The 24,476-nt window shown below is 65.0% G+C and carries 25 protein-coding genes and 1 tRNA gene; 9 read left to right on the forward strand and 17 right to left on the reverse strand.

The features are described from left to right. Positions 1-30 precede the first annotated feature (30 nt). The 6 genes from ACT53K_RS15045 to ACT53K_RS15070 form a co-directional block, all read right to left on the reverse strand. Entirely contained in the window at positions 31-1,482 is a 1,452-nt protein-coding gene (locus ACT53K_RS15045; protein WP_476229527.1) for an aldehyde dehydrogenase, read from the reverse strand. A gap of 156 nt (positions 1,483-1,638) precedes the next feature. Further along, positions 1,639-2,019 carry a VOC family protein gene (locus ACT53K_RS15050; protein WP_476229528.1) on the reverse strand — a complete coding sequence of 127 codons (381 nt, stop codon included), beginning with the start codon at positions 2,017-2,019 and terminating at the stop codon, positions 1,639-1,641. A 15-nt stretch (positions 2,020-2,034) separates the two neighbouring features. Continuing rightward, the gene (locus tag ACT53K_RS15055) at positions 2,035-4,782 is read right to left on the reverse strand and encodes a [protein-PII] uridylyltransferase (protein WP_476229529.1); all 2,748 of its coding nucleotides are present in this window, start codon (positions 4,780-4,782) and stop codon (positions 2,035-2,037) included. Positions 4,783-4,915: 133 nt separating this feature from the next. Next, positions 4,916-5,473, reverse strand: coding sequence for a nucleotide exchange factor GrpE (gene grpE / locus ACT53K_RS15060; protein ID WP_476229530.1), 558 nt, complete (start codon positions 5,471-5,473; stop codon positions 4,916-4,918). 13 nt (positions 5,474-5,486) lie between these two features. Then, entirely contained in the window at positions 5,487-6,530 is a 1,044-nt protein-coding gene (hrcA, locus tag ACT53K_RS15065) for a heat-inducible transcriptional repressor HrcA (RefSeq protein WP_476229531.1), read from the reverse strand. A 35-nt stretch (positions 6,531-6,565) separates the two neighbouring features. Further along, positions 6,566-7,099 (reverse strand): DUF6438 domain-containing protein, encoded by a 534-nt coding sequence (locus ACT53K_RS15070; protein WP_476229532.1) that lies wholly within the window; start codon positions 7,097-7,099, stop codon positions 6,566-6,568. An 88-nt stretch (positions 7,100-7,187) separates the two neighbouring features. Between ACT53K_RS15070 and rph the strand changes: the two genes are divergently transcribed. From rph to ACT53K_RS15090, 4 genes are all read left to right on the forward strand, one after another. After that, positions 7,188-7,901, forward strand: a complete 714-nt coding sequence (rph, locus tag ACT53K_RS15075; protein ID WP_476229533.1) for a ribonuclease PH — start codon at positions 7,188-7,190, stop codon at positions 7,899-7,901. Beyond that, positions 7,898-8,569: an RdgB/HAM1 family non-canonical purine NTP pyrophosphatase gene (gene rdgB / locus ACT53K_RS15080; protein ID WP_476229534.1), complete on the forward strand. Its 672-nt coding sequence runs from the start codon at positions 7,898-7,900 to the stop codon at positions 8,567-8,569. Before rph ends, rdgB begins: the two co-directional genes overlap by 4 nt. Positions 8,570-8,675: 106 nt before the next feature. Continuing rightward, the gene (locus tag ACT53K_RS15085; RefSeq protein WP_476229535.1) at positions 8,676-9,167 is read left to right on the forward strand and encodes a transcriptional regulator; all 492 of its coding nucleotides are present in this window, start codon (positions 8,676-8,678) and stop codon (positions 9,165-9,167) included. Positions 9,168-9,486: 319 nt separating this feature from the next. Beyond that, positions 9,487-9,687 carry a hypothetical protein gene (locus ACT53K_RS15090; RefSeq protein WP_476229536.1) on the forward strand — a complete coding sequence of 67 codons (201 nt, stop codon included), beginning with the start codon at positions 9,487-9,489 and terminating at the stop codon, positions 9,685-9,687. 59 nt (positions 9,688-9,746) lie between these two features. Here ACT53K_RS15090 and ACT53K_RS15095 read toward each other — a convergent pair. After that, positions 9,747-9,833 (reverse strand) — tRNA-Tyr (locus ACT53K_RS15095). A 119-nt stretch (positions 9,834-9,952) separates the two neighbouring features. Here ACT53K_RS15095 and ACT53K_RS15100 point away from each other — a divergent pair. Together ACT53K_RS15100 and rlmB are read left to right on the forward strand one after the other, a co-directional pair. Further along, a complete protein-coding gene (locus ACT53K_RS15100; RefSeq protein WP_476229537.1) occupies positions 9,953-11,563 on the forward strand; it encodes a M20/M25/M40 family metallo-hydrolase in 1,611 nt (536 codons plus the stop codon). Beyond that, complete coding sequence (rlmB, locus tag ACT53K_RS15105) at positions 11,563-12,309, forward strand: 23S rRNA (guanosine(2251)-2'-O)-methyltransferase RlmB (RefSeq protein WP_476229538.1); 747 nt, start codon at positions 11,563-11,565, stop codon at positions 12,307-12,309. Before ACT53K_RS15100 ends, rlmB begins: the two co-directional genes overlap by 1 nt. 18 nt (positions 12,310-12,327) lie before the next feature. Here the strand turns inward: rlmB and ACT53K_RS15110 are convergent, their stop codons facing one another. The 9 genes from ACT53K_RS15110 to ACT53K_RS15150 form a co-directional block, all read right to left on the reverse strand. Then, a complete protein-coding gene (locus tag ACT53K_RS15110; protein ID WP_476229539.1) occupies positions 12,328-12,699 on the reverse strand; it encodes an Mth938-like domain-containing protein in 372 nt (123 codons plus the stop codon). Between the two features lie 13 nt (positions 12,700-12,712). Beyond that, complete coding sequence (gene secF / locus ACT53K_RS15115; RefSeq protein ID WP_476229540.1) at positions 12,713-13,684, reverse strand: protein translocase subunit SecF; 972 nt, start codon at positions 13,682-13,684, stop codon at positions 12,713-12,715. Between the two features lie 14 nt (positions 13,685-13,698). Continuing rightward, positions 13,699-15,285: a protein translocase subunit SecD gene (gene secD, locus ACT53K_RS15120; RefSeq protein WP_476229541.1), complete on the reverse strand. Its 1,587-nt coding sequence runs from the start codon at positions 15,283-15,285 to the stop codon at positions 13,699-13,701. After that, positions 15,285-15,623 carry a preprotein translocase subunit YajC gene (yajC, locus tag ACT53K_RS15125; protein WP_476229542.1) on the reverse strand — a complete coding sequence of 113 codons (339 nt, stop codon included), beginning with the start codon at positions 15,621-15,623 and terminating at the stop codon, positions 15,285-15,287. The genes secD and yajC overlap by 1 nt, the downstream gene beginning before the upstream one ends. A gap of 133 nt (positions 15,624-15,756) precedes the next feature. Continuing rightward, a complete protein-coding gene (locus tag ACT53K_RS15130) occupies positions 15,757-17,049 on the reverse strand; it encodes a PDDEXK nuclease domain-containing protein (RefSeq protein ID WP_476229543.1) in 1,293 nt (430 codons plus the stop codon). 9 nt (positions 17,050-17,058) lie between these two features. Next, positions 17,059-18,372 (reverse strand): amidohydrolase, encoded by a 1,314-nt coding sequence (locus tag ACT53K_RS15135; RefSeq protein ID WP_476229544.1) that lies wholly within the window; start codon positions 18,370-18,372, stop codon positions 17,059-17,061. Positions 18,373-18,438: 66 nt separating this feature from the next. Beyond that, the gene (locus ACT53K_RS15140; protein WP_476229545.1) at positions 18,439-19,068 is read right to left on the reverse strand and encodes a DUF4893 domain-containing protein; all 630 of its coding nucleotides are present in this window, start codon (positions 19,066-19,068) and stop codon (positions 18,439-18,441) included. Next, positions 19,065-19,850: a 3-hydroxybutyrate dehydrogenase gene (locus ACT53K_RS15145; protein WP_476229546.1), complete on the reverse strand. Its 786-nt coding sequence runs from the start codon at positions 19,848-19,850 to the stop codon at positions 19,065-19,067. Before ACT53K_RS15145 ends, ACT53K_RS15140 begins: the two co-directional genes overlap by 4 nt. A gap of 4 nt (positions 19,851-19,854) precedes the next feature. Further along, positions 19,855-21,009: a patatin-like phospholipase family protein gene (locus ACT53K_RS15150; RefSeq protein WP_476229696.1), complete on the reverse strand. Its 1,155-nt coding sequence runs from the start codon at positions 21,007-21,009 to the stop codon at positions 19,855-19,857. A 122-nt stretch (positions 21,010-21,131) separates the two neighbouring features. Here ACT53K_RS15150 and ypfJ point away from each other — a divergent pair, with 122 nt between their 5' ends. The 3 genes from ypfJ to ACT53K_RS15165 all read left to right on the forward strand — a co-directional run bounded on the left by ypfJ (position 21,132) and on the right by ACT53K_RS15165 (position 24,207). Further along, a complete protein-coding gene (gene ypfJ / locus ACT53K_RS15155; RefSeq protein ID WP_476229547.1) occupies positions 21,132-22,022 on the forward strand; it encodes a KPN_02809 family neutral zinc metallopeptidase in 891 nt (296 codons plus the stop codon). 80 nt (positions 22,023-22,102) lie between these two features. Next, positions 22,103-23,170: a YjgN family protein gene (locus ACT53K_RS15160; RefSeq protein WP_476229548.1), complete on the forward strand. Its 1,068-nt coding sequence runs from the start codon at positions 22,103-22,105 to the stop codon at positions 23,168-23,170. After that, positions 23,170-24,207, forward strand: coding sequence for a M48 family metallopeptidase (locus ACT53K_RS15165; RefSeq protein ID WP_476229549.1), 1,038 nt, complete (start codon positions 23,170-23,172; stop codon positions 24,205-24,207). Before ACT53K_RS15160 ends, ACT53K_RS15165 begins: the two co-directional genes overlap by 1 nt. Positions 24,208-24,259: 52 nt before the next feature. On the opposite strand, the gene ACT53K_RS15170 is transcribed toward ACT53K_RS15165, so the two are convergent. After that, positions 24,260-24,391, reverse strand: coding sequence for a hypothetical protein (locus ACT53K_RS15170; protein ID WP_476229550.1), 132 nt, complete (start codon positions 24,389-24,391; stop codon positions 24,260-24,262). Positions 24,392-24,476: the final 85 nt, after the last annotated feature.

The following is a 24,476-nucleotide window of genomic DNA, read 5'->3' on the forward strand; positions in this document are numbered from 1 at the left end:
CGCACCCCCGGCGCGGCCCGGGTGTTCAGATCAGATGGGATAGTGGCCGGGCTGGGTTTCCAGCGTGATCCAGCGCAGTTCGGTGAAGCTCTCGATACCCGCCTTGCCGCCGAACTTGCCATAGCCCGACGCCTTGACGCCACCGAACGGCATCTGCGCTTCGTCATGCACCGTCGGGCCGTTGACGTGGCAGATGCCCGACTGGATCTGCCGCGCCACGCGCAGACCGCGCGCAGCATCGCGGGTGAAGACCGAGGCGGACAGGCCATATTCGGTGTCGTTGGCAAGTTCGATCGCGTGCGCTTCGTCGCGCGCGCGGATCACGCCGACCACCGGGCCGAAGCTTTCGTCGCGGAACAGCTTCATCGCCGGCGTAACCTTGTCGACGACATGGGCGGGCATCAGCACGCCGTTCGCCGCGCCGCCATTCACCAGCACCGCGCCTTGCGCGACGGCATCGTCGATCAGGCTTTGCACATGCGCCACGGTCTTGGTGTCGACCACCGCGCCAAGCGGGGTCTTGCCCTCGCGGGGATCGCCGACCGCCATGGTCGCCACCTTCGCGCGGAACTTCTCGACAAACGCATCGGCCACCGCATCGACGACGATGATCCGCTCGGTCGACATGCAGATCTGGCCCTGATTCATGAAGGCGCCGAATGCGGCGGCCTTCACCGCCTCGTCCAGATCGGCATCCTCGAGCACGATCAGCGGCGCCTTGCCGCCGAGCTCCAGCACCACCGGCTTCAGGTTCTGGGCGCACCGCACCGCGATGATCCGGCCCACCCCGGTCGAACCGGTGAAGTTCACCCGGCGCACCGCTGGCGCGTCGATCATCGCGCCGACGACTTCGCCGGCATCTTCCGGCGCATTGGTGATCAGGTTGACGATGCCGCCACCGAAGCCGGCCTCGACGAACGCCTCGACGATCAGTGCGTGGGTGCGCGGGCATTGCTCGCTGGCCTTGAGCACGACGGTGTTGCCGCAGGCGAGCGGTACCGCAATGGCGCGGGTCGCGAGGATGATCGGCGCATTCCACGGCGCCATGGAGAGCACCACGCCCGCCGGCTCGCGCACCGCCATCGCGATGCAACCCGGCTTGTCGGACGGGATCACTTCGCCGCTGATCTGGGTGGTGAGACCGGCAGCCTCGCGGATCATCGACGCGGCGAGCATCAGGTTGAAGCGCGCCCAGCCCTCGGTCGCGCCGATCTCCGCCATCATCGCTTCGACGAAATCGCCGGCGCGCGCTTCCATCGCAGCGGCCGCCTTGGTCAGCAGCGCGCGGCGGGCATTGGGGCCTTGGGCGGCCCAGCCGGGGAAGGCGGCCTGCGCGGCGGCGACGGCCGCCTGCGCATCTTCGACACTGGCGGCCGCGGCGCGGGTCGCGACCTCTCCTGTCACCGGGTTGCGGCGCTCAAAGGTCCGCGCGGCCGGTTGCGCTACGCCGCCGATGATCAGCGGCACTTCACTTGCGGACATGACCCTCTCCTGTCCTGTACGTTATTGCTATGCATCATAGCATTCATGGCAGGACTGACAAGAGGGCAGCGGCGAGTCGCACGCAAAAACCCGCGCCGCTCGAAACATCCGCAATAGGGCACATCCACAGCGAGGAGGGGTGGCCTCAGCAGCCGCTCAGGGTGCCGGCTCCCACAATTCGATGGGATTGCCTTCGGGATCGTGGATGCGAGCGAAACGCCCGGTTTCCGGCGAGTCCCACTCCGCGCGCGTCTCGATCGCGATGCCGGCAGCACGAAGCTGGTCCAGCAACCCGTCGAGGTCGCTGACCCGCAGGTTCAGCATCACCGCCTTGTCGCGCGCGAAATAGTCGGTGTCCGCCTTGAACGGCTGGAAGACGATGCCGCCCGGCTGAGGGTGCCAGAACCAGGGGCTGGATTCGCCTGACGCATCGACCCCGCAGCCACCGCCCACGCCCAGCACCTCGCGGTACCAGGCCGTCAGAGCCTCGGGATCCTTCGCGCGAAAGAAATACCCACCCAATCCGACAACCGGCATGGCAATCCCCCTTGGTCAGGCGGCCTGTGCGATGTCTTCCCCCGTCGCGGCTTCCAGCAGCCGCCGCTCGATCGTCTTCAACCGCGACGCAGAGTTTATCTTATCGCCAATCAAATCCGTAAGATAGAAGGTATCGACGGCGCGCTCGCCATAGGTCGCGACATGCGCGGAATGGATCGTCACCTTCGACTGGAACAGCGCGTGCGCCAGACTGTAGAGTAGTGCAGGGCGATCGCGCGCGTTCACCTCGATGACCGTGAAGCGGTTCGACGCCTTGTTGTCGATGAACACATTGGCCTCGACCGAGAAGGCATCGGCCCGCGGTCGCACCGGTGCCTTGGTCTTCAGCCGTTCCGAGAGCCGCGCGCGGTTCGCCAGTGCATCGGCAATCCCCGTCTTCAGCCGGTTCAGCCGCGCTTCCTCGTCGAACGGCTGGCCGAACGGATCCTGGACCAGGAAGTTGTCGAGCGCCATGCCATCGCGCGTGGTGTGAATCCGTGCGTCGATGATGTTGCCCCCGGCAACGTGGATCGCCCCGGCGATGCGATAGAACAGGCCGGGATGGTCGGCGGCATAGACCGTCACCAGCGTCGCCCCGCGATCGGGATAGACCTGCGCCTCGACATGCAGCCTGGCGTCACGCGCGGCATCGATCATCCGGGCGTTGCGCTCCAGCACGTCGATCGGCTCGGCGATCCAGTAGCTTTCGGTCAGCCGCCGCTTGAGCGAGGCCATGCGCGGCGCACCCCAGCCAAGGATATTGGCCAGTTCCTCCTGCTTGACCGCGATCCGTTCCGCCCGCCCCTTCTGCTTGTGGCCAAGCCGCAGCACTTCCTCGGCCGCCTCATAGAGATTGGCGAGCAGCTGGCGTTTCCAGCCGTTCCACACGCCCGGTCCGACCGCGCGAATGTCTACGATGGTCAGCACCAGCAGCATCCGCAGCCGCTCGGCGCTCTGCACCTGATCGGTAAAGTCGAGGATCGTCTTGAAATCGGCCAGGTCGCGCTTGAAGGCGGTCGCCGACATCAGCAGGTGCCAGCGCACCAGCCAGGCGACCATCTCCGTCTCGCCCGGCGTCAGGCCCAGACGTGGGCAGAGCCGCTCGGCCACCTCGGCGCCCAGCACCGAATGGTCGCCGCCCCGGCCCTTGGCGATGTCGTGCAGCAGCACCGCGACATAGAGCGCCCGGCGCGATGCGACCTGTTCCAATATGCCGCTCGCCAGCGGATGATCGTCCTTCAGCTCGCCCTTCTCGATCTGGCTCAGCAGCCCGATCGCGCGGATCGAATGTTCGTCCACCGTATAATGGTGGTACATGTCGAACTGCATCTGCGCGACGACGCGGCCAAAGTCCGGCACGAAGCGGCCGAACACCCCCGCCTCGTTCATCCAGCGCAGCACCGTTTCCGGGTCGCGGCGCGAGGTCAGCACGTCGAGAAACAGCGCATTGGCGCGCGGATCGCTGCGCACCTCGTCCACCAGCTTGGCGTCGCGTGCGGCGGCACGCATCGCCAGCGGGTGGATTTCCAGCTCATGCTGGTCGGCGAGCTGGAACAGCTCGATCAGGCGTACAGGATCGTCCTGAAAGAAATCGTCGCGCGGCAGCGCCAGGCGGCCGCGATCGAGCACGAAACCCTTCAGCTTGCGCCGGCCGCGCCAAAGCGCCGGAAACCCGAACCGCCGCCCCCGCGCCGCGAACTTCTCGTCGAGATGGGCGAGGAAGACGCCGGTCAGGTCACCCACCACCTTCGCCTGCAGGAAATAATAGCGCATGAAGCGCTCGACCTTCGACATGCCCGGCCGGTCGGCGAAGCGCATCCGCTCGGCAATTTCGCGCTGGACGTCGAAGGTCAGCCGGTCCTCGGGCCGTTTCGCGATCAGGTGCAGGTGGCAACGCACCGCCCACAGGAAATTCTCGGCGCGGCGGAACTGGCGATATTCGGCCGGCGTCAGCAACCCTGCCCCGACCAGCTCGGCCGGCTCGCCGACATTATAGGCGAACTTGCCGATCCAGAAGAGCGTGTGCAGGTCGCGCAGGCCGCCCTTGCCTTCCTTCACATTGGGTTCGACGACATAGCGGCTGTCGCCCATCTTCTTGTGCCGCGCGTTGCGTTCGTCGAGCTTGGCGGAGATGAAACCGCGCGCCGAATCCTGCTGTACCTCGGCCTTGAAGCGGCGGGCTGCCTCTTCATACAAGTCGGTATCGCCCCAGACATAGCGCGCCTCGAGCAGCGCCGTGCAGATCGTCCCGTCCGATTTCGCCTGGCGCACCATCTCGTCGAGCGAGCGCGACGAATGCCCTACCTTCAGCCGCATGTCCCACAGCGAATAGAGCATCGATTCGATCACCTGCTCGCTCCAGCCGGTGACCTTCCACGGCGTGAGAAAGCCGATGTCGATGTCCGACTGCGGCGCCATTTCGCCGCGCCCATAGCCGCCGACCGCAATCAGCGTCATCCGCTCGGCGGCCGTGGGATTGGGGTTGGGATGCAATCGCTCGACCGTGAAGTCCCAGAGCAACCGCAGCGTCTGATCGATCAGGAACGCGCCCGCTGCCGCCGCTTCCAACCCCCGCGACGGATTTGCGGCCAGCCGCCGTGCGATTTCCGCCTGCCCGGCATCCAGCGCCGCCTTCAGTTCGGCCGTCGCCGCGGCGCGCAGCCGCGCCGCATCGGGTGCATCGAGTGCGGCAAGCCGCTCGGCAACGGCCCGGCGGTCGATCAGGGCTCGCCGGTTGGGAACGGAGTCAAAGCGGGACGACATGGTCCCCAGATAGGAAGATTTTGGGGAAAGGTCACCCGGCGACGTATCGCCGAGGCGACAAGCAGCAAAGAGACGCGGATGGCATCTGCCGGTAGCTGTGCTCCCCTCCCTGCGAGCAGGGAGGGGAGGTACGTTACTCCGGCTTCTTCGCCACGGCGACCAGCGCCGGACGCAGCAGGCGGTCCTTGATCATGTAGCCCGTCTGGATTTCCTGCACCACGGTGCCGGGCTCCTTGTCCGCCACCGGCATTTCCATCATCGCCTGATGGCGGTTCGGGTCCAGCGTCTCGCCCAGCGCAACGATCTTCGAAATGCCGTGACGGCCGAACACCGATTCCAGCTCGCGGCCGGTTGCTTCCAGGCCAGTCACCAGCCCCTTCAGCTTGTCGTCCTCGCGCAACTCGGCAGGGATCGCCTGGAGTGCGCGCGACAGATTATCCGACACCGAGAGGATGTCGCGGGCAAAGCCGGTCGCGGCATAGGTGCGCGCGTCGGCCACTTCCTTTTCGGTGCGGCGACGCAAATTCTGCATCTCCGCCTGCAGGTACAGATGCGCCTGCTTGGCCTCGGCGAGCTGCGCCTCCAGCGTGCTCACCTGGTCCGGTTCCGCTCCCTCAGTCTGGGGCTGGGCGGTTTCCGCAGCCTGTGCTTCGGTGGCTTCGGTCGTCTTGCTTTCGGTTTCTTCTGACATGGTTCCCTGTTCTTCAGGCCAGCAAACGGGCCAATGTGGCCGCCGTGAAATCCACCATGGGTACGACGCGCGCATAGTTCAACCGCGTAGGGCCGATCACGCCGACCACCCCCACCACGCGCCCGTCGAGCGCGCGCACCGGCTTGGCGATCACCGATGAGCCCGACAGGGCAAAAAGCTTGTTCTCCGATCCGATAAAGATGCGGGTCGCCTCGCCCTCGCGTGCGCTGTCGAGCAGGCGCGCGATTTCCTCCTTGCCCTCCAGTTCGTCAAGCAATTGCCGTACACGATCGAGATCCTCGGCGGCGGTGGCATCGAGCAGCCGCGCCTGCCCGCGCACGATCAGCACCGGTCGACGGCCGCCATCCTCGCTCCACACCGCCAGCCCGCGTTCGACCAGATCGGCGGCGGCGTCGTCCAGCGCGGCCTGATGCTGGCGCAGCTCGCGCTCCAGATGGCGGCGCGCCTCGGCAAGCGTAAGTCCGGCGAGCGTTGCGCTCATGTAATTGGCGGCGCGCTGCAGCGACATGGGGTCCAGCCCGCCGGGCAGCTCGACGACGCGGTTCTCGACCGATCCGTCTTCGCCGACCAGCACGGCCAGCGCGCGGTCACGGCTTAGCGGCACGAAGCCGAACTGACGCAGCACCGTCTCTGCCTTGGGCACCAGCACCAGCCCGGCACAGGCCGAAAGGCCGGACAGCGCGGCGGTGGTGTTGGCGATCGCGTCCTCCACCGGCCCGCCGGTGCCGGCCCGCGATTCGATCGCGGCCCGTTCCTCGGCCGACGGCTCGTTCGCCTGCATCATCCCGTCGACGAACAGGCGCAGCCCCGATTCGGTCGGCATCCGTCCGGCGCTGGTATGCGGCGCGGCGAGCAGGCCCAGCTCCTCCAGATCCTGCATGACATTGCGGATCGAGGCAGGCGACAGGTTGAGCGCCGAAATCCGCGAAATGGTGCGCGAACCCACCGGCGCACCATTATCCAGATACGACTCCACGACGATCCGGAACACGTCGCGGGCGCGGTCGGTCAGTTCGTGGATCGGCGGGGTGATCATGATGTCCCGTATCTAGGCAACGCTGCCCGGCGGGTTCAAGGCCGCGCGCCGATCATGTCCTGGATGGGCAAGAACTCCGGCGCGTTCCCCAGCGCGCTCGCCATCGCGCGCAGCCGTTCACGATCGCAGCCGAAATAGAAATAGAGATGCTGCCCCGCCCCACCGCCGCGCATCCACTGCACGTCGACGCTGGGCATGTCGGTGGTGATGGTCCGACATGCCGGCTCACCCGGCGCATAGCGGATCGTGCCGTTCACCGGGCGATAGGGCGCCAGCCGAGCGGCAAAGGCAGCAACCTGTGCCGGGCTGGCGCGAAAACTGCGCGTGCCGGTGACGGCGGTGAAGCGCTTGCCCTCGAACAGGCCGCTGCCGTCGGGGTTCACCGTCACTGCATAGACCGGACAACGGCCATAGCAGGGGCCGGTTTCGTACCGGATCGCCTCTGCACCAGCCGCCGGCCCCGCCGGCGCCGGCGTCGGTGCAGGCACCGTCCCCTGCGGCGGATGACCGGGCGGAATACATCCCCCCAGCGCCAGACCCAACGCTGCGAACCGCCACTTCCCCCGCATCCACTTGCTCCTTCGTCCGTCGCACGAGACTGGCGAAACGCGCCTATGCCGTCTAGGTGCCCGGTTCGACCTTTCAGGAGAATATCGCATGCGCCCATCCGGCCGCGCCCCCGACGAGATGCGGGACATCACGATCACGCCGAATTTCACCCGCCACGCCGAAGGTTCGGTGCTGATCGGCTTTGGCGACACGCGCGTGCTCGTCACCGCCAGCGTCGAGGAACGCGTGCCGCCCTTCCTGCGCGGCAAGGGTGAAGGCTGGGTCACCGCCGAATATGGCATGCTGCCCCGCGCAACCCATACCCGCGGCCAGCGTGAAGCGGCCAAGGGCAAGCAGTCGGGCCGCACCCAGGAAATCCAGCGGCTGATCGGTCGCTCGCTGCGCGCCGTGACCGACCTGAAGCTGCTCGGTGAGCGCCAGATCACCCTCGACTGCGACGTGATCCAGGCCGATGGCGGCACCCGTACTGCCGCCATTTCGGGCGCATGGGTTGCACTGCGCATGGCGGTGAACAAGCTGCTCGCCGAAGGAGCGATCACCGAGGATCCGATCACGACGCAGGTCGCGGCGGTAAGCTGCGGCATCTATCAGGGCACGCCGGTGCTCGACCTCGACTATCTTGAGGATTCGTCTGCCGATGCCGACGCCAATTTCGTGCTGCTCTCCAACGGCAACATCGCCGAGGCGCAGGCGACCGCCGAAGGCGCTACCTATGACGAGGAAGGGCTGCTCCGCTTGCTCCGCCTTGCGCGCATCGGCTGCAACCGCATCTTCGAAGCGCAGTTGAAGGCGCTGGCATGAACGAAGACGAGGCAGCGCCCCAGGCGATCCGCAAACTCGGTCCCGGCCGGCTGGTGATTGCCAGCCATAATCAGGGCAAGGTGCGCGAAATCCGCGATCTGCTCGGTCCCTATGGGATCGAGCCGGTCTCCGCGGCCGAGCTGGACCTGCCGGAACCCGAGGAGACCGGCACCAGCTTCGTCGCCAATGCGGAGCTGAAGGCGTTGCAGGCGGCAGACCTTTCGGGCCTGCCGGCGCTGGCGGACGATTCGGGGCTCTGCGTCGAGGCGCTTGGCAATGCGCCCGGCATTTATTCGGCGCGCTGGGGTCTCGCTGCCCCCGGCATTGCCGGGCTGGAGCCGGTGGAGCCCTTTGAAGGCCGCGACTTCGCGCTGGCCATGCGCCGCGTCAACGAACGGCTGGAAGCGCTCCCGCCCGGCACCAGCCGGGCCGCGCATTTCGTCTGCGCGCTGGCGCTTGCCTGGCCGGATGGCCATGTCGAATGGTTCGAAGGCCGTATCGATGGCACGCTTGTGTGGCCGCCCCGCGGCGACCGGGGCTTCGGCTATGATCCGATGTTCGCGCCGCTCGGCCACACCGAAAGCTTCGGAGAAATGGATCCAGCGGCAAAACATGCGATGAGCCATCGGGCAGACGCATTCCGGCAATTGGTTGCGGCGATACTATAGCTGGCGGGCGCTGAGGACGAACAGGCCGGCGCTTAATGGGTTTAGGCCCCGATAAGCATGGCTGCGTCTTGATTCGTGCGCCAGCGCTGCCCTAGCGTGACCCGCGATGGAGAAACAATTGCGAGGCACCCGCCCGGATCTTCTTGACGAATTCGACGCGCGGTTGACCGACATCAAACGGCTTTTCGCCGAAGCGACCGGTTACGCCGGCGATCGCTCGACCGCGCCGCGTAAAGCGACGGGGATGAATCGGCTCGACATGGCGAAGCTGATCCTCTGGATGCGCGGCATGCTCGATTCTGAATTCGATTCCGACCTGTTCGCCAACCCTGCCCTGAACATCCTGATCTCTCTCTATATCGGCCGAGCCGAGCGCCGCAGCATGTCGACCTCCAACACGTGCGCCGCATCTGGGGTACCGACCACGACGGCGCTGCGATGGATCAACGCGCTGGCGCGCCGCAACATGGTCGTGCGGCGCAGCGCCCCGTCGGACAAGCGTTACACCTTTCTGGAGCTGAGCGACGACTGCGCGCGCCAGCTGGACCATCTCCTCCAGCTTATACTGGATCGTTTTGCGGCACTGCAGGCAGGCTGATCTGATGTTTGCGACATAGTCGCTCCAGCGAGAGCGACAGATGTGCAGCCTCCGTATCTTCCCCGGCTCGATCCAGCAGCCGGATCGCCTCCAAAAGGTGACGACAGACTGCGTCGATCCCTTCCCCTTCCACCTTCATTCGTAAATCACCTGCGTATGAATATATCCGTATTGGATTATTTTCACCGGGTTGAACAGGTAAGGAATGTCCGCAGCCGTGGGGCTTTCCGCCGAAATGGACCAATTTTAATGAATTCGGCATTGCGGATATATATCCATTATGGATATGTAATATCCTCTATAACACCGGGTATCGCCCTTGCCGCCGCTCACCACGCTCCTGGAACGCGCTGAAGCCGTTTATCTCACGCATGGCAAAGCAAGTCCGGCTTTCCTGCTGGATCAGATTGAGCGTTCTATCCGGGCAGGCGCGGAATTAGGCTATATTCGCGAACTGGATCATCTGCTGCAGCTCGTCGAATATCGCGAGCGCGTGACGGCAAAGCTTATCCACGCCTGAAAGATCCAGACGATAGATTTGTGGAGTTGCTTCGGCGGGAAGATCGCTCGCAGCGGCGGTGGTGGATAGGGATGGATTCGAACCACCGTAGGGCGAAGCCCGGCAGATTTACAGTCTGCTGCCTTTAACCACTCGGCCACCTATCCAGGCAACCGCCGCTTGCGAGCGAGGGCGTGCCATTGCCGAAGCAAATCGCCCCTGTCAACGCCTTGCGCAGCATCTTCTGCACGCATAGCGTCCCGCGCTGAAAATAAAGGGGACATTCATGCGCCGAACGTCGATTGCCATTGCCGCTGCGCTGCTCGCATCCGCGCCGATTGCTGCACAGACGATCCAGACCGGCCCGACCGACCGCATCATCGACCAAGGCACGAATCACTCCGAAGTGATGCGCATCGCCCAATATCTGACCGATGTGATCGGCGGCCGGCTCACCAATTCGCCGGCCATGCGCAAGGCCGAGGACTGGACCCAGGCGAAGTTCCGCGAATGGGGCCTGGTGAATGTCCATAAGGAAGGCTTCGAATTCGGTCGCGGCTGGACCAATGACCGGCTGATCGTGCGCATGGTGACGCCGCGGTCGTTGCAGCTCGTGGCAGCCCCGCTCGCCTGGACGCCCGGCACCAGCGGGCCGGTGCGCGGCGAGGTCGTGCTCGCCCAGATCCCGGACGAAGCAGCCTTCGCCCAGTACAAAGGCAAGCTGCGCGGCAAGATCGTAATGGTCTCCGAACCGCGGGAGATGGAAGACCATGTCGAGGCACCGTTCAAACGCCTGTCCAGCGAAGACCTCGCCAAGGAAGACAAATATGAGCTGCCGAACGGCCATGGCGGGCGCCCGTTCAACCCCGCGCGCTATATGTTCGCGGCCAAGCGCGACGCCTTTCTGAAGGAAGAAGGCGCGATCGCCATCGCCACCATGTCGGGCCGCGACGGCAAGCTGGTCCATGGCCAGAACAGCCAGTATCAGGTCGGCCAGACGCCGGCCCTGCCGGGGGTGGAAATCGCCGCCGAAGATTATCGCCGCCTCGCCCGGCTGGCGAAGATGGGCGCGCACCCGACGCTGGAGATCGACGCCGTCAACCGTTTCGACGACAGCGACACCAAGGCCTATAACGTCCTGGCGGACTTGCCCGGCACCGATCCCAAGGCCGGCTATGTGATGGCCGGCGCGCATCTCGACAGCTGGGCGATGGGCGACGGCGCCGCCGACAACGGCGCCGGCAGCGCAATGGTGATGGAGGCTGCGCGGATCATCAAGGCATCCGGCATCAAGACGAAGCGCACCATCCGCTTTGCGCTGTGGGCGGGCGAGGAACAGGGCCTGCTGGGCTCAATGGCCTATGTCGAGAACCATGTCGCCAGCCGGCCGGTGGAAAAGGGATCGTCGGGCATCGTCCGCTATGCCACCTGGAGCCGCGGTTTCCCGATCACGCCGGGCGCGGACTATGGCAAGCTGGCGGCCTATTTCAACATCGACAATGGCTCGGGCAAGCTGCGCGGCATCTATGCCCAGGGCAACACGGCGGTGATGCCGATCTTCGAGAAATGGTTCGAGCCGTTCCACGCGATGGGCGCCACCACCGTGGCAGCGGGGCGCACCGGCAGCACCGACCATGTCTTCTTCGACGCGGTCGGCATCCCTGCCTTCCAGTTCATCCAGGACCCGCTCGATTATGAATCGTCGGTCCACCACACAGACGTCGACACGTACGACCATCTGCGGGCGGACGACATGCGCCAGGGTGCGATCATCCTCGCCGCCTTTCTGGTGAATGCGGCGAATGCCGACCAGCCGCTGCCGCGCATGCCGCTGGCGACCCAGCCGACCCCGGCAGATCAATTCTACCCGTTTGCCGGTACGGAGGGCGCACACTGATGAAGCGTCGCGGGCATCGCCCCAGCCAGGCACCCTCGTCCCGGCCGCGTTTCTACGGCCGGCACGCGGTGCTGGCCGCCCTTGCCAATCCCGAACGCACCGTGCGCAAGATCTGGGGCACGCGCGAGGCGCTGTCCGCGCTCGATTTGCCGCCGGTGATTCCGATCACTTATGCCGAAGCCGCTGATCTCGCCCGGCTGGTACCGTCCGATGCCCCGCATCAGGGGCTGGTGGCGGAAGTCGATCCGCTCGAGGAAATCTGGCTGGGCGACCTGCTGGAAACCGGCGCGGGCGACAAAAGGCCGCTGCTGGTGCTCGACCAGGTGACCGATCCGCACAATGTCGGCGCGATCCTGCGTTCGGCGGCGGCATTCGACGCGCTGGGCATCGTCACGCAGGACCGCCATGCCCCGCCCGAAACCGGCGCGCTGGCGCGATCGGCGGCGGGCACGCTGGAAGTGGTGCCCTGGGTGCGCGTGGTGAACCTGTCGCGCGCGCTCGACGAGATTGCCGAGGCAGGCTTCTGGCGGGTCGGGCTGACCGGCCACGCGAAGGGCATGCTGCACGAAGTGATGGGCGACGCCCGCATCGCGCTGGTGCTCGGCGCCGAGGGTGAAGGCATGCGCCAGAATACCGAGGCGCATTGCGACGAGCTGGCTCGCCTGCCGATTTCGCCCAAGGTCGAAAGCCTCAACGTGTCGAACGCGGCGGCGATTGCGCTCTATGCGGTGACGACGCGGGGGTAATAGCCCCCGCAAGCCGGATCAGCCGAGCGGGTAGAGCGCCCCCGCAACCCAGCGCAGCTCCGCCCGCAGCACGCCCCACGCGCGCGCGGCGGCGCGGCTGTCCATTGCCTCCACGCCGATGCCGCGTGCCTCCAGCGCCTTCACCAGCGCCAGCGGCGGGCGCACCAGCGTTGCGCCGGTGCCGAGCAGCAGGAACTCCGGCTGCGGATCGATCGCCAGTACCGACGCCAGATCGGCCTCGGTCAGCTCGGCGATGGGCGGCGGCGCCCAGCCGTCAGCGCGCTGCGGCGTAATCAGCAGTCCTTCATAGACATTTTCGTCCACGCGGAATCCGCGCCCCGAAAAGCCGGAAACCAACGGCCCTTCGGCGCTACGCCGTTCGATCTTCATCGCGGCACCTCCGTCAGGGCAGTTCGCGCGGCCCGATGCGTTCGGCATTGCCGATCTTGGGATCGACCTTTTCAGGCTTCACGCCGGGCTTCAGCCCCAGCGAGATCAGCAGCGACGAAGAGACGTAGATCGACGAATAGGTACCGACGACGATGCCCAGCATCATGGCCGAGGTGAAACCACGCAGCACATGGCCGCCCCAGATGAGCAGCGCGCCCAGCGCCAGCATCACCGTCAGCGAGGTCATAACCGTGCGCGGCAGCGTTTCGTTGACCGACAGGTCGATCAGCTCGCCCATGCCCATCTTGCGGTACTTGCGCATATTCTCGCGGATGCGGTCGTCGATCACCATCTTGTCGTTGATCGAATAACCGATGATCGTCAGCACCGCCGCGACGATGTTCAGGTCGAACACCATGCCGGTGACCGCGAAAAAGCCCAATGTCATCAGCACGTCGTGCAGGATCGCCACCGCGGTCGACACGCCGAACTGCCATTCGTAGCGCAGCCACGAGAAGATCGCGATGCCGACGATCGCGAGGAACACCGCAAGCATGCCGTTGCGGATCAGTTCGCCCGAAACCTTGCCCGAAACGGTGTTATAGGTGGAAAAGGTCGCGCCGGGGAATTTGGCGGCAATGGCCGTCTTCACGCGCTCCACCATCGCATTGGTGGCATCGGGCGCCGTCGACTTGGGCAGCGGCAGGCGAATGGTGACAGTGTTCGCGCTACCCATCTGCTGGATTGCGGTTTCACCATAGCCCAGTTCGTTGACGGTCGAACGCAATTGATCGATCGGCGGGGTCGTGGCGAACTTTTCCTCGATCGAGACGCCGCCGACAAAGTCGACGCCCAGATTGAGGCCGTGCAACGCCACCATCGCAATCGCGGCGACGGTCAGCAGCGCCGTCACCGCAAAGGCGACGAAGCGGATGCGGACAAAGCCGATATTGGTGTTGTCGGGAACGATCTTGAGGAGCCGCATGGGTCAGCGCTTCCTTAAATATGGATCTCGCTCGGGCGCTTCTTGCGCAGCCAGAGCGTGACGAGCATGCGCGTGAACACCACGGCGGTGAAGACGGAGCTGGCGATGCCGAACAGCAGCACGACCGCGAAACCGCGGATCGGGCCCGAACCGAGCACGAGCATGATCAGCCCGGCAATGGCGTGGGTTACGTTCGCTTCGAAAATCGTGCGGCTGGCTTCCTTATAGCCAAGCTCGACCGACTGCATCACCGAGCGGCCGCGCCGGCGTTCCTCGCGGATACGCTCGTTGATGAGCACGTTGGCGTCCACCGCCGTACCGATCGTCAACACGAAGCCGGCAATGCCCGGCAGCGTCAGCGTCGCGTGGAGCAGACCCATCATCGCCAGGATCACCAGCACGTTGATGGTGACGGCGATGTTCGCATAGATGCCGAACCGCCCATAGGTCAGCACCATGAACACGATCACCGCGACGATGGCGATGACCGAGGCCGTGATGCCGGCGCGGATGGAGTCGTTGCCGAGTTCGGGGCTGACGGTCGATTCCTGCACGACCTTCAGCGTGATCGGCAGCTTGCCCGAACGCAGCGCGATCGCCAGTTCGTTCGCGCTCTGCACCGTGAACCCGCCGGAGATCGAAGCGCTGCCGCCCAGAATCGGCGTATCGATGCGCGGTGCCGAGATCACCTTGTTGTCGACGATGATCGCGAACGGCTTGCCGGTGTTTTCCTGCGTCACCCGTGCGAAGCGCTTGGCGCCGACGCCGTTCAGCTGCAGCGTGACATCCGGGCGGTTGCTCTGGTCATAGCTTTGCTGGGCATCGACCAGCATGTCGCCGGTGATCATCGCCGTGCGATCGACAACGATCGGCGCGCCGTTTTCATACTGCAGCACCTGGCTGGTCGGCGGAATGTCGCCGGCCGCGATCTGCTGCGGCGTCACCGTGACATCGACCAGCTTGAATTCGAGCTTGGCGGTCTTGCCGAGCAGCGCCTTGAGCGCGGTCGGATCCTGCAGGCCCGGAACCTGCACGACGATGCGGTTGCTGCCTTCACGCACCACGGTCGGTTCGCGCGTACCCATCGCGTTGATACGCTTCTCGACGACTTCGCGCGCATCGTTCATCGCGGTTTCAACCTGCTGGTTGATCCCCGCCTGGGTGGGCGTCAGCACGAACACCGACGTATCGCGCACGGCGATCTCCCAGTCGCGCTGGCCGGTATTGCCGACGCCGTTGGTCATCGGAATCAGCTTTTCACGCGCTGCATCGACCTTGCTGGGATCACGCACCATGAAGCTGAGCTTGCCGCCCTGGATCGAGATGTCGCCGATATCGATCCGCGGATCGCGCCGCATCGCCGTGCGAACCTGGTCCCGCATCTGCTCCAGCTTGGCCTGGGCGACATCCGCAGTATCAGCCTCGAGCAGCAGATACGAACCGCCGGCAAGGTCGAGACCGAAGTTGATCGCGGGCTTGGGCACCCAGCTCGGCCAGGTATTGCGGACGTTCTCGGGCACGAAGCTCGGCACCGACAACAGGATCATCGCGGCAAGGCCGATGACGATCGACCAGACTTTCCAGCGCGGGAAATCCAGCATCAGTCGTTCGCAGGCTTGGCACCCAGCGGGCGCACTTCGGCGAGCGTCGATTTGACCGCACGCACCTTCACATTGGGGCCGAGTTCCAGCTCGACTTCGCTGTCTTCGACCTTGGTGACCTTGCCGATCAGGCCGCCTGCCGTGATGACGGTATCATTCTTCTTCACGGCCTTCACGGCATCCTGAAGCGCCTTCATCCGCTTTTGCTGCGGACGGATCATCAGGAAATAGAAGACGACGAAGATCAGGACGAGCGGCAGGATCGAAACGATTCCGGCGGCGGTGCTACCCGCCCCTGCCGCGCCCGCGGCCTGTGCATATGCTGGAGTGGCGAACATGGGTTCCCGAAAAGCCTGAAGTTAGGGACGCGGAATGGCCCCATTCAAGCCGCGGGCGCTACCATGGGCAGGGAAAGCGTGCAACTCTTTGGTCCCGGGAGGGGTCGCAGGAACAACTCGCGAGCAGAACCGGCTAGCCCGGAAGCGCTTGCAAGGCCGCCAGCAAGGCGCTCCCCTGGCGCATAGCGTCCTCCGCCTTTTTGGCATCGACATCCCAGCCATGAACCGCACGGTTCATGGCTTCGAGGGCTGCCCCGAACGATTGCTCCGATTGCGAAAGCACCCCCTCGTCAAACAATTGACGAAGCATCAGCCCAATGGGCGGTGGCCGATTTCCTGCGGCCCCGGCCGACAATCGTCGTAGCTCTCGTTCAAGCTCAATCCGCAGCGTGACCAGCGCCATAGAAGGCAGTTGCTGCGTCAGTTCCGCTTTTGTGGGGAGCTCGGATTCCAGGCTTTCAGGCAGCCTTGCCGACAGGCGATATTCTGCCACACCCATCGGCTTATGGGAGTCGCGCAGCGCATATTCGACGATCACCGCATTCTTCCCCTTGCAGAGGATTATGCCGATCGTCGGCGCATCATCCGGATGCCGTAGCTGCTCATCTACGGCAGACAGATAGAAGTTCATCTTGCCTGCAAATTCGGGTTTGAACTCTTCGATCTTGAGCTCGATCACAACAAAGCAGCGCAACCGCAAATGGTAGAACAGGAGATCAAGATAATAGTCCTGCCCGGCTACCTCGAGGTGATACTGGCTACCGACGAAAGCGAACCCTTTTCCCAGCTCGAGCACCAGCGCCTGAAAATGCGCAATCAGGCCCTTTTCGAGTTCCCGTTCCGAAATATCCGGACGCAGCCCAAGGAAGTCGAAGCTGTAAGGGTCCTTGACCAGTTCCTGCGCAAGGTCAGATTGCGGCGCCGGCAGCGTTCGTGCGAAATTCGTAAGCGCTCGCCCCTGGCGATGGTACAGACCGCTTTCGATCTGATGCGCCAGCACGTTGCGGCTCCAGCCATGCTCGACAGCCTGCCGGGCATACCACAGGCGCTCCGCCGCGTCCTTGATCGCTTCGAACAGCTTGATGTTATGGCCCCAGGGCAATTGTGCAACATGTTGTTGCACGATTGCGGGGTCGCGATACGCCTCGGCGAAGGCACGCATATATTTAAGGTTGCGCGCCGACAGCCCCGTCATGTCGGGGAAGTCGCGCCGCAAATCGCGCGAAAGCCGATCAATCACGCGCGCACCCCAACCCTGCTCGCTCTGGCGGGCCAGGATGTCATTGCCGATGCTCCAATAGAGCAGGATCAGCTCCTGATTGACGGTCGACGCAGCACGCACACGCGCGGTGCGGATGCGTTCCTTCAACTCAACAAGCAGCGCCGAATAGCTGTTGTCGCCGGGGGCGGAGAGCGGGTCGTGCATCGACAAACCCTACCCCTTCAAAATATCCAGCGCCGCCGCCGTCATCGCCTCGGTCGCAGTGCCGATCACCGCTTCGGCCTCGGGCGCCCATTGCGCACTGTGGAGCGAGGGTAACATCGCCTTGCCGGCCTGCGCCGCATCCCATTTCGCCTGGGGCACGCCGCCGACCCAGAAGATCGTGCTCTGGATGCTGGGATCGGCGAGGTAGAAGCGGCCGAAATCCTCGCCGCCCATCACCGGTTTCGTCTCCACCACCCGATCCTTGCCGAAGCGCGTGGTGAACAGCGCCTGCAGCCGCCCGGCGAGCGGCTGGGTGTTGAAGGTGGCGGGGGTGTATTCGTCCTTCACCGTCATCACCGGCATCCGGTCCTCCGGTACGCCGGCGGCGATCGCCTCCCCCTTCGCGATGCGCGCAATGCCGTCGAGCAACTGCTTGCGCGCCTCGGGCGTGAAGCTGCGCACGGTGAGCAGCATCGTCACGTCATTGCCGATGATATTGTGCTTCGACCCGCCATGGATGGCCCCCACCGTCACCACCGCCGGTTGCTGCGGGTCCATTTCGCGGCTGACCAGCGTCTGCAGCGTGGTGACGATCCGCGCGGCGAGGACGATCGGGTCTTTGGTCGTGTGCGGATAGGCGCCATGGCCGCCCACGCCCTTCACCACCAGATCGACCGAATCGACATTGGCCAGCGCATAGCCCGGGGTCACGCCGATTTGCCCGGCGGGCAGGCTGGCGCTGTCGTGGAAGGCGATAGCGTATTGCGGCTTCGGGAAGCGCGTGAACAGCCCGTCGTCGAGCATGTCCTTGGCACCGCGGCCGCGCTCTTCGGCGGGCTGGGCGATCATCACCAGCGTGCCGTGCCACTGGTTCTTCATCGCCGCCAGATTGCGCAGCGTGCCGACCCAGCTCGCCATATGCGTATCGTGGCCGCAGGCGTGCATCACGCCGCTTTCTATCCCCTCGTCGGTGACGGCCCGCACCTTGGAAGCGAAGGGCAGGCCGGTATCTTCCACGACCGGCAGCCCGTCTATGTCGGTGCGGATCAAAAGCACCGGGCCGGCGCCGTTGCGCAGCACTGCGACCACGCCGGTGCCCCCGACCTTTTCCGTGACCTCAAAGCCTGCCTCGCGCGCGGCAGCCGCCAGCTTCGCCGCCGTCTTCACTTCATGCAGGCTGAGTTCCGGATTGGCATGCAGGTCGCGATAAAGCGCCATCAACTGCGGCAGTGCCCGCGCGGTTGCCGCATGGACGGCATCGGGCGCAGCGGCAGAAGGCGTGGCGGCGCTCATGGCGCCGGCCAGCAAGAGCATACGGAACATTCGGGCCCCTTTCGCATGATCGGGGCAAGTGTCTCGCGCGGCGGGGCGGCTGTCAAACCGCCCCGTTCAGCCGGCGGGGACCAGCTCGGTCACTTCCAGCATCGATTCGAACTGCGGGTGCGGCACCACCAGCCGCCAGCGCGTCGTATCGATATGCTCGACATAGCCTAGGACGTCGCGCTTCGGATCGACGCCGTAGCGCAGCGGCGCGGTCTCGTCGCCGATCACCAGCGTACCGACGAAGATGGCGCGCGCCTTGGTATCGGTGAACAGCACGCCGTCGGGGCGTTGCGCACCCTGGGTGATGCGGAAGCTGCGCACCTCGCCCTGATCGCCGACTGAACAGGGCCGCCAGTCATAGACGGTATAGGCCGAGACCCTGGTGCCGCCGCCACCCAGTTTGTAGGTACGGCAGCGATAGGCGCCGACCGGCGGCATCGCGTCCGCCAACGCGCGGTCGGGATCGAACAAAGTCGCATCGCCGTCGATCGCCGCAGCATCGGCGGCGCGCGCCAGCGGCAGCGCCTCGCTCCACGACTTGCGCCAGTTGCGCAGCCGCTCGCGATCGGCATCGGTCGTGACCCGGCGCCAGCTGCCGCTCGTATCGATCCGCGCCGTCGTTCCTTCGCGATAGACGCCGCAGCCGCCCAGCACGAGCGCCAGGCCGGCCGCGAGCAGTGGCAGACGAAAGCTCACGCGGCAGTCCATCCGCCGTCGATCGAATAATTGGCGCCGGTGATCTGCGCCGCTTCGTCGCGGCACAGGAACAGCACCAGCGCGGCGACCTGTTCGGGCTGAACGAACTGCTTGGTCGGCTGCGCGTCGAGCAGCACATCGTTGATCACCTGTTCGCGCGTCAGCCCGCGCGTCTTCATCGTGTCGGGAATCTGGTTCTCCACCAGCGGCGTCCAGACATAGCCGGGCGATACGCAGTTCACGGTGATACCGTCGGTTGCGACTTCCAGCGCCACCGTTTTGGTGAGGCCGGCAATGGCATGCTTGGCCATGACATAGGCGGTCTTGTTCGGGCTGGCGACCAAGCTGTGCGCGGAGGCAGTGGAGATGATCCGCCCCCATTTCGCCGCCTTCATATAGGGCACGGCCGCACGGATCATGTGCCAGGCCGACGACATGTTGATCGCGATGATCGCGTCGTATTTCTCGACCGGGAAGTCCTCGATCGGCGAGACATGCTGGATGCCGGCATTGTTGATGATGATGTCCGGGCCACCCAGTTCGTCGTGGCAGCGCTGGACCATCGCCGCGATCTGGTCGGGCTTGGTCATGTCGGCGGCATCGTACAGCGCCTTGGCGCCGCTCGTCTCCGCCAGCGCGGCGCGTTCCTTTTCGATCGCGGCGGTATCGCCAAAGCCGTTGATAACGACGCTAGCGCCTTCCGCCGCCAGCGCCTTGGCATAAGCGAGGCCGATGCCCGATGTAGACCCGGTGATGATCGCGGATTTGCCCTTCAGGAACATCGCTTTACTCCTCACTTGCCTTGGTCAGGTCGAACGCCGCGGTCTTGCCGTCAACGATATTCTGCGCGACCAGCCGCGAATTGGCCATGGTCTCCGCCACCGCGGTGCGGCCGGCCTCCCAATGCTCATGCATCGAGCGGGCCGAAAATTCGAAATCGCGCGCGCCGCCTTCCCAGGCATTGGCACGATAGATCAACTGGACGAGGCTTACCGGATGCTCGGTCACCAGCGCGTGGACCGCCTTTACCTGCGGGTCGTCGACAAGCCCGTCGGGCAGCTTCTCGAGCAGCCGCCGCACCGTCTCGCGCGCGGTGCGCAGACGCATCCGCTCGTCGGAAATGGCGCGCGTGCGGCTGGAGAAGCGGATTTCCTTCTCGCGCGCCATCACATCCATGATGGTTCGGGGCATTTCGTTCGCGGCAGGGAAGAGATCGACCTGGAAGACGAGCATGCCCGCCTCCTGCCGGTCGAGCACATGCGTCAGCGGCGTGTTGGAGACGAGGCCGCCATCCCAATACCAGCTGCCGTCGATTTCAACCGGCGGCAGGCCGGGCGGCAGCGCACCGGATGCCATGATGTGCCGCGCGTCGATCCGCTCGTCGCGCGTATCGAAATAGCGAAAATTGCCGCTGTGCAGATTCACTGCGCCGACCGACAGCCGCACCGGACCGTGGTTGAGCCGATCCCAGTCGATCAGCCGGTCGAGCGTATCGCGCAGCGGCGCAGTGTCATAGAAGCTGAGCGCCTCGGGCGAGCCGGGGATCGCGAATTGCGGCGGAACCGGACGCGGCCGGAAAAAGCCGGGCACGCCACCCAGCATCACCATGCCTGCGGCCCATTCATGGCTCCATTCACGCAGTGCGTCGTTCATCGGCAGCGAGAAATCGGGCAGCGTAGCCGTCACCTGATCCCAGAAGCTGCGGATCGCATCGAGGCGCTTCTCCGGCGGATTGCCTGCGAACAGCGCCGCATTCACAGCACCGATCGAAATGCCGGCGACCCAATCGATCTCGATCTGGGCGGCAGCAAGTTCCTCGATCACGCCGCCTTGAAAACTGCCAAGGGCGCCGCCCCCCTGCAGCACCAAAGCAACGGTATCCGGCAACGGCAGCCCGGGGGCTGCGTGGCGGCGGCGCGGGCGAGACTCGGCATCGGCCATGCCCGCGCTGTGGCCCATCCCATGCTGCAGGGCAATACGAACCTGCGTATCGCCCCCTTGCAGCGCGTGCAACGTGCGACGATCTGACGCATTGTGACGATCGATCCACCAGGGGAGGTACGATGCGGCTCGACGATCTGGACCCAACCGACAATGCGCGCGATCTGGGATCGGGCGGCGGCTTCGGCGGCGGATTTCCCCTGCTCGGCCTGCTGCCGCTGTTCCTCGGCCGCGGCATGGGGTGTGGCGGCCTTGTGCTGTTCGGCATCGTCGCCTTCGTACTGTTCGGCCTGAGTGGTGGCGGCGGCATGCTCGGCACCAGCGGCGGCGGGGGCCAGTCGCCCACAGCCGGGCAATCGGGCCAGCAGGTCTGCCGGATCAACGAACGCCGGCTGGAGGCGTGCCGGGTGATGACCAGCACCGATCGCACCTGGGCGGCAATATTCCGCGAAATGGGCCGCGACGATTATCGCCCCGCAACGATCAACTTCTTCAAAGGCGGCGCCCAGACCGGCTGCGGCGCGGCCACCTCCGCCGTCGGCCCCTTCTACTGCCCCAGCGACAATGGCGTGTATATCGACACCGACTTCTTCGACGAGCTGCAAAACCGGTTCGGCGCCAAGGGCGATTTTGCCCGCGACTATGTGATTGCGCACGAAATGGGCCACCATATCCAGGATCTGCTCGGAACGTTCACGCAGGTCGCGCAGATGCAGGCGCGCGGCTCGAAGACCGAAGGCAACCGCTTGTCCGTGCGGCTGGAACTCCAGGCGGACTGCTATGCCGGCGTCTGGGCGGCACGCAACCGCGACCGGCTGGAGCCGGGCGATATCGAGGAAGGGATGACCGCCGCCAATGCGATCGGCGACGACACGCTGCAACGGGAAGCACAGGGCACGGTGGTGCCGGACAGCTTCACTCACGGCACCTCGGCGCAGCGCAAGGCGTGGCTGAAACGCGGCCTCGACACCGGCGATCCGCGCCAATGCGACACATTCTCCGGCGCCGTGTGAGGAAAATCACATTTCTCGCCGCTTGACGGCACCCGGACTGCTGCGCTGAGATGCGCGGCGCCGGGGGGCGGGGAGAATTCATGAACAATATGGGTGACGAAGGCGGCAGCGCCTTCCAGTTCCATGGCAATTGGCGCGAGTTCGCGCCGATCGCCTTCACGAACCTGTTGCTGACGCTCGTGACACTGGGGGTCTATACCTTCTGGGCGCGGACGCGGGAGCGTCGCTATCTCTGGTCGCAGACGCAATTCATTGACGATCGGCTGGAATGGACCGGCACCGGGCTGGAACTGTTCATCGGCTATCTACTGGCGATGCTCATGGTCGGCCTGCCGCTGGCGATCGCCCAGTTCTTTATCCCTACACTGGCCAGCAAAGGCTATGAAGGCGCGGCGGCGGTATTGCTGCTCGGCATCTATATCGGCGTGATGTACCTGATCGGCGTCGCGATTTTCCGGGCACTCCGCTACCGGCTCAGCCGCACCTACTGGCACGGCATTCGCGGCGGCACCAACGATCCGGGCCTGCGCTATGGCCTGTCGCATCTGTGGAAGACGATCGCCGGCGGTATGGCGCTGGGGCTGCTGGTGCCATGGTCGATGGTGAGCCTGTGGAACGAGCGGTGGAACGGCATGAGCTTCGGCCCCTTCGCCTTTACCGCAAGGGGCCGGGCCGGCGGGCTGATGGGCCGGTACCTTCTCTATTACCTGCTGCCGATCGTGCTTGTCGTCGGGGGTGTCATCATTGCGCTCGTGACCGGAGCCACACCAGCCAACGGTCCAGCGGGCTTCTTTTTGGTCATTTTCGGTGGTTACCTGCTGTTCTTCGTCGGCCTGGGCATCGTTTCGATCTTTTTCTACGCCGCCTATTTCCGCGAAGTGGTCGGCAATCTCTCGCTGGGTGACCTCGACTTTGAATTCACCGCGAGCAGCATGGACTGGCTGAAGCTGATGCTCGGCAATATCGGTCTGGTGATCGTTACGCTGGGGGTCGGCACGATCTTCCTCGGCTATCGCAACTGGTCTTTCTTCATCCGGCACCTCAATGCCTATGGCACGCTGATCCTCGATGATTTCACCCAGTCCGAAACCCGGGCACCGGGCCAGGGCGAGGGCCTGCTCGACGCATTCGATGTTGGCGCTTTCTGATGGAAGTGCGCGTCTGGCATTATGACGGGCGCAACGCGACGCGGCATCACCCGCTATTGGCGCTGGCGGATGATGGCGCACAGTTCACGCTGTCGGGGCCGGAGGTAGACCCCGGCCCCTATCGCTTCACCGATCTCGAGCCCCAGGGATTTCAGGCCGGGGGCGGACAATATGGTCTGAAGCGGCGGCCGGGCTGGCGGATCGGTTTCACCGAAGCGCCGCCGGCAGAAATCGCCGCGCTGCTGCCCCGCCCGGCGCGCTATGGCCGGCTGATCGACCGGCTGGGGCTCTGGCCCTCGGCGGCCATCCTGGCCGTGCTCGCGGTGGCGGTGGTGTTTGGCGTGATGGCGCTGCCGTCGCTGATCGTGTCGCTCGTCCCGCGATCGGCCGAAGCGCGGTTGGGCAATGCGATGCTCGGCGATTTCGGACGCCTGGGCTGCAATAGCGCCGCCGGCAACGCCGCCGTCCGGGCGCTGGCGACGCGGCTGGGCGCGCCGCCCGACACCGACATCCGCGTCATCCGCGTTCCGGTCATCAACGCAGTTGCGCTTCCGGGCGGGCATGTCGTGCTGTTCGACGGCCTGATCCAGAGTGCCCGATCACCCGACGAAGTGGCCGGCGTGCTTGGCCATGAACTGGGCCATGTCGAGCATCGCGACGGGCTGGAGGCGCTGATCCGCCGCTTTGGCCTGCAACTGCTGACCAATGGTTTTGAAAGCAATGTCGCCGGCTATACCAATGCGCTGGCCTCGGCGAGCTATTCGCGCAAGGCAGAATCCCGCGCCGATGATTTTGCTATCACCGCGCTCGACCGCGCGCATGTCTCGCCCAGGCCGACCGCAGCCCTTTTCCATCGCCTCGGTGCCCAGGAAGGCGCGCTGAAAAACGCAGACCGGATGTTCAGCTATTTCGCGTCGCACCCGCTATCTGCCGAACGCGAAGCGCACTTCAGCAGCAGCGCACGGGTGGGCGAAGCCTATACCCCGGCACTCGACCCGGATCAGTGGCGCGCACTCAGAACGATGTGCAGCAACTGAATCCAAAAGGGTGGAGGCGCCGGTTGGGGGGACCGGCGCCTCCCAGGGGGGCTCAAAGCATGGCTACCAGCTGGGCCGCAAGCGTGGACAGGCCGGCAACGATAATCGCTGCGCCCAGTGCGAGTTCGCCGGGCCGGACCATCCGGGCGACGGGTATGGCGATGGCTTTTTCGATCTGTTTCATGGGCGCCAACATGTGCCTCTCGTCGCGCTTTGTCTCACGCGAAAATACGCTCACACTGATTGATCGTTCCGCTGAATGGCTGGTG

The organism is Sphingomonas sp. DMC8, from assembly GCF_056314185.1.